Annotated in this window: 1 pseudogene; it reads left to right on the top strand. The window is 59.7% G+C overall.

The window, feature by feature from the left end:
• Positions 1-1,434: pseudogene (gene fruA / locus HA41_RS19365) on the top strand (PTS fructose transporter subunit IIBC); the annotation flags it as partial.
• Positions 1,435-1,927 lie beyond the last annotated feature (493 nt).

The raw sequence follows: 1,927 nt of genomic DNA, 5'->3' as shown, positions 1-1,927 counted from the left end.
CGGTAGCCGTTGCCGCGCCAGCAGGCGCGCCCGCGGCGGTCCAGGCCGGTGCGCAGAAACGCGTGGTTGCGATCACCGCCTGCCCCGACCGGTGTAGCTCACACCTTTATGGCCGCAGAAGCGATTCAGGCTGAAGCGACCCGTCGCGGCTGGTGGGTCAAAGTAGAAACCCGTGGCTCAGTCGGTGCCGGTAATGCCATTACGCCGGAAGAGGTGGCGGCGGCCGATCTGGTGATCGTGGCAGCCGATATCGAAGTCGACCTGGCAAAATTTGCCGGTAAGCCGATGTACCGGACCTCAACTGGCCTTGCGCTGAAGAAAACTGCCCAGGAGCTGGACAAAGCGGTAGCCGAGGCGAAGCCCTACAAAGCCACTGGCGGGCAGAGCAGCGACAACCAGAATGAGAAGAAGGAGGGTGCAGGCGCCTATCGCCACCTGCTGACCGGCGTTTCCTACATGCTGCCGATGGTGGTGGCGGGCGGTCTGAGTATCGCGCTCTCCTTTGCCTTTGGTATCACCGCTTTTAAAGAGCAGGGCACGCTGGCTGCTGCGTTAATGCAGATTGGTGGCGGCAGCGCCTTCGCACTGATGGTGCCGGTACTGGCAGGCTTTATTGCCTTCTCCATTGCTGACCGTCCGGGTCTGACCCCAGGTCTGATTGGCGGGATGATCGCCACCAGCATCAACGCCGGCTTCCTCGGCGGGATCATCGCCGGTTTCATCGCCGGTTACGCTGCGAAGCTGATCAGCGGCAAAGTGAAACTGCCGCAGAGTATGGAAGCGCTGAAGCCGATTCTGATCATTCCGCTGTTTGCCAGCCTGATAACCGGCCTGCTGATGATTTATGTGGTCGGTAAACCGGTTGCTGGCATCATGAACGGTCTGACGCACTGGCTGGCGAACATGGGTACCGCCAATGCGGTGCTGCTGGGCGCGATTCTGGGCGGCATGATGTGTACCGATATGGGCGGCCCGGTCAATAAAGTGGCTTACGCCTTTGGTGTTGGTCTGCTGAGTTCCCAGACTTATGCCCCGATGGCGGCGATCATGGCGGCCGGTATGGTGCCACCGCTGGCGATGGGTCTGGCGACGCTGGTTGCCCGTCGTAAATTCAATAAAGGTCAGCAGGAAGGGGGCAAAGCGGCGCTGGTACTGGGTCTCTGCTTCATCTCTGAAGGTGCAATTCCGTTCGCTGCCCGTGACCCGATGCGTGTTCTGCCTTGCTGCATCATCGGCGGCGCGACCACCGGTGCCATCTCGATGGCGGTGGGCGCCAAACTGATGGCGCCACACGGTGGGTTGTTTGTGCTGCTGATCCCTGGCGCGATCTCGCCGGTGGTCGGTTATCTGGTGGCGATTGTCGTCGGTACGGCGATTGCCGGTCTGAGCTATGCGGTGCTGAAACGTCCGGAAGAGCAGCTGGCCAAAGTCTGATTTGCTGAAGGGCATTATCTGCTGAAGTAAAAAACAGGGAGCCAGATGGCTCCCTGTTTGCTTTTTCAGACGGTGAATAATGTTAAAGCGATGGATAAATACGCCTGGAGTAAAGCATCGCGCCGCCGGGATAAAACGCCGGGAGCGTTTTTTGAACAACGCAAAGCGTTGACCCGGATAAGGGCGCGCCACAGGGATAAGGTGCGTAATCGCCCGCGCTGAGCTTACCATGCTGAATCCCAGTGATGGCTGGGCGCGGATGCTAGCCGGGTTCAGGCAGTATGGCGGCGCATCGCAATAAACAAAAAAAAGGGCACCTGCGCGACTGATGTTCGTCAGTTAAGGTTAAATTTGCAAAGGCTGTCACGGTCAGACGTGGCAGCTTTTTTTTGGTCGAGCGTGCCGGAGTGCGGGCCAGAGCACCGCTGCTGCTGCCGGGCCGTCCTCGCGCCGCTCACGCGGTACCTTCGGCTTTGACGTCGTGCCGACGAAC

The sequence above is a fragment of the Pantoea conspicua genome (assembly GCF_002095315.1).
Classification (GTDB): Bacteria; Pseudomonadota; Gammaproteobacteria; order Enterobacterales; family Enterobacteriaceae; genus Pantoea; species Pantoea conspicua.
The sequence above is the reverse complement of the archived record's forward strand: the minus strand, read 5'-3'. Positions and strand labels throughout refer to the sequence as shown.